Here is a 3,861-nt window from a genome sequence, read left to right as displayed (position 1 = left end):
ATTATGCATTGCCCACCAGGCCAGCGGAGCAGCTATTACAAACGCAATAAGCAACAGTATACTAAACTCTTTACCAAACAACCATAAGATACTGCTAATATTGGCACCCAATACCTTGCGTACCCCGATCTCTTTGGTTTTACGTACGGCCATAAACGATACCAGGCCATATAAACCAAGGCAGCCAATTATAATAGCGATACCGGCAAATGCTTCAACCAGCGTTAGCAGGATATTATCCATTTCGTAAAAACGGGTAATGGTATCATCCAGAAACTGGTATGAATATAATTCTTCAGGGAAGGTTTCATTCCAGATCTTATCAATGCCGGCTAAAGTAGCTTTAGCATTACGCATATCAATTTTTATGGCAACGGTAGAAAATGACTGGTAATTAGGCATCACACATAGCGGTGAAATTTCGCTATGAAAGGAGTAATTGTAAAAATCCTTCATTACACCAACGATGGTTCCTTTATAGTCCCGGCCATTAATGGCCATCTGCTTTCCAATTACATCCTGCGGTTTAAGGCGTAATTTCTTAACGAACGTTTCATTCACCAAAAGTTCCTTGGTTGAATCGCCTTTGAAGAAATTCCGACCCGCAATCAGTTTAATCCCAAAGGTAGAGATGTAATTTTCATCTGCTTGTTTGGTATTGATGCTCCAATGTTCATCTTCGGCACGGTTATCATATTGAATACCGGTATTACTATTTGAACGGGATGCAGGGGCATTATAACAGTAAGTTACATTTTCAACACCCTTAATTTCGCTGATACGGTTACGCATCGTGCTCATTTTTATCTTGTCGTTTTGAGGGAGCGGCACCAGTACCACGGCTTTCTTATTAAAGCCAAGATCTGCATTTTGCGAATAATGCAATTGCGAAACCACAATGATGGTACCGATGATCAGCACCTGCGAAATGGTAAATTGGGTAACTACCAGTACCCTTCGCAACGAAAACCCACCAACATCTTTTTGCGACAGCTTACTTTTGAGCGCCTTGATGGGTTGGAACCTTGCCAGCACCAAGCCCGGATATGAACCTGATAAAAATACCACTACAATGGTGATTACAACAATAAACGCGCTTAGCTCAGCCCAGTTAAACACCATTTTTGCATGAAATAAGTTATTCAATGCAGGCAAAGCAATTTCTGATAAACCTATGGCCACTCCAACTGCTATGACACTGATAATAGCAGTTTCAGCAATAAATTGCCAGAATAACTGAAAAGGCAAACTACCAAGCACTTTACGGATCCCAACTTCTTTTGAGCGGTTAAGGGCTTGTGCCGTGGCCAGATTTATAAAATTCACTGAGGCGGTAATGATCAGGAATATCCCAATGAAGAACAGCGCCCACAAATAGCTTTTATCAGCATAACCGCCAAGCTCACGGTCAAAGTGCATTTCGGAGATAGGCTGTAATTTAAAGCGCCATACCTGCAAATCACGACCGGTATAGTTTTTCTTAACTAATTGCAGCATGGCTGTTTCAACCTGCGCTTTGGTTACGCCTGGCCTTAACCGGGTAAAGCCCTGACTACCACTGTAAACACCTCCCCAGTTATTTTCACGGTCTTTGCCTGCGTATGCCTCCATACTTGCGTACGAAATAAAGATCTGTTGCTTTTGATCGGTATTGTTTGGCAAATCCTGTAGCACACCAGTTATGGTAACATTGATGTTGTTATCCAATTTAAAAACCTTACCAATCGGGTTATCATTACCGAAGTATTTATGGGCCATCTTCTCGGTAACCAAAGCTTCGTTTGGGTTCGCGAGGATAGTTTTCTTATCCCCTTTAAGCAACGGAAAGTTCAGGATATTGAAATAATCAGGTTCAACAAAGGCTACACCATCATCCTCACCAAACTTTTTAACGTCATTTCCCTTAGTAATAGTGATCAGCGTTTTGTTAAAGCTGATATACCTTGCCGTTTTCTCACTAAAAGCGAGGTCATTGCGATACCCTTTGGCCATAGGCTGCGGAATAGCCCCTACGCGGTCTACCTCCTGGTCGTGAAACTCGGTATAAAAGCGGTAGATCCTGTCTTTATCTTTATGAAATGTATCAAAGCTCAGGTGATAGCTGATCAGCGTAAAAATCAATACGCCGCAGGCTATCCCCAAAGCCAAACCAATAACACTGATGGTTGCATAAGCCTTATTGCGAACCAAATTTCGCCAGGCAATTTTTATATAGTTTTTGATCATATCTATTTTATTTCATTATGTCATTGGGTCATTAAGTCATTTTTGCCCGCGTTCAATGACTTAATGACGCGAAGCAAATGACCTAATGAAATTTATTCGGAACGCAAACTCTTCACCGGATTTGTCAGCGCCGCTTTTATAGCCTGGAAACTTATGGTAACCAGGGTGATAATTATTGCTGCAACTGCCGAAAGCACAAATACTCCCGGGCCTATAGTTATCCTGTAATCATATTTTTGCAGCCAGTCCTTCAAAAAGTAAAAAGCTACTGGTGTTGCTATAACACAACTTAACATGACCAGTAAAATAAACTCTTTTGATAGCAGCAGCCATACCTGAGCTATTGATGCACCCAATACTTTGCGGATGCCGATCTCTTTGGTACGTTGCTCGGCTACGTAAGCGGCTAACCCAAACAAACCAAGGCATGATATAAAAATAGCCAATCCCGCAAAAACACCGGCCAGTTTACCAACCAATGCTTCTAGGCTAAACTTGCGGTTGTATTCTTCATCAACAAACTGGTAGATATAAGGATACGCCGGGTTATAGGTATCGAAGATCTTCCCTATCTTTTTAATTGCATCCTGCATATTTACGTTAGCTGCCAGCCGGTACATGATATTGTTCCCACCGCGACCGTGATTAAATACTGCAGGCTGCACAGGCGTAAAAGGCGATTCCATTAAAGCATCTTTAACCACGCCTATGATACGCACTGGCTTATTGCCGCCCCCATAACTAATTAATTGATTTATTGGATTTTTAAGCCCCATCCTTCTTACAGCCGCTTCATTTAGTATCACATTCAAAGTATCCGAAACCCAATCGCTTGAAAAATCACGACCTTCTTTCAAAGTCATGCCTAATGTTTTAAAATAATTAGGAGATACCGAGATAGAGCCAACATTTATACCCGTTTCTCCTCCAGCTTTTCCCGGCCAGTTATCGATACCTGTATGGCTATAAATATTGGTAATTGGGCTCGATGCTGAGGCAACACTCTCTACCATACCGCTTGCCAGCAAATCATTTTTAAGGGCGCTGTAATTTTTTTCAAGATCGCCGCTCATGTCCGTCATCATCAAACGGGTTGAACTATAGCCGGTTGACCTGTTTTTGGCGTATTGAATTTGCTGATAAACAATAATTGTACTTATAATTAAAGCTACTGAACAGCTAAACTGCACTACCACCAAAACCTTGCGGGGCAATGATGCTGCTTTACCTGTCTTTATAGTCCCCTTTAAAACCTGTACGGGATTAAATGACGATAAGTAAAACGCAGGGCGACTTCCTGCCAATAAACCGGTAAGTAGCACATAGGCTATCATCATAGCCCAAAACAAAATATTAGTATAGGGTATACTAATGGCACTGCCTACAATAGCATTAAACGATGGAACAGCCAGCTGCACCATCACTATCGACAGTAAAAATGAAATAAAAGTGATCATTACCGATTCGGCCAGGAACTGGGCTATCAGGTCGCTGCGTTGTGAGCCTATTGCTTTACGCACCCCTACCTCGCGGGCCCGCTTCTCAGACCGGGCGGTTGAAAGGTTCATAAAGTTGATACAAGCTATCAGCAACACCAAAATACCTATTACACTAAACATGCGTACGTAATCAATA

General features: G+C 41.9%; 2 protein-coding genes. Both read right to left on the bottom strand.

Annotation, left to right across the window (positions count from 1 at the left end; genetic code table 11):
- Window positions 1-2,226 (bottom strand): ABC transporter permease (locus VF500_RS22675; protein WP_330861860.1); only part of this gene is annotated, 2,226 nt, incomplete at its 3' end.
- 92 nt (window positions 2,227-2,318) lie between these two features.
- Window positions 2,319-3,861 (bottom strand): FtsX-like permease family protein (locus tag VF500_RS22670; RefSeq protein WP_330861859.1); only part of this gene is annotated, 1,543 nt, incomplete at its 5' end.

The sequence above is a fragment of the Mucilaginibacter sp. genome, assembly GCF_036383575.1.
In the GTDB taxonomy this organism is placed as follows: domain Bacteria; phylum Bacteroidota; class Bacteroidia; order Sphingobacteriales; family Sphingobacteriaceae; genus Mucilaginibacter.
The sequence above is the reverse complement of the archived record's forward strand: the minus strand, read 5'-3'. Positions and strand labels throughout refer to the sequence as shown.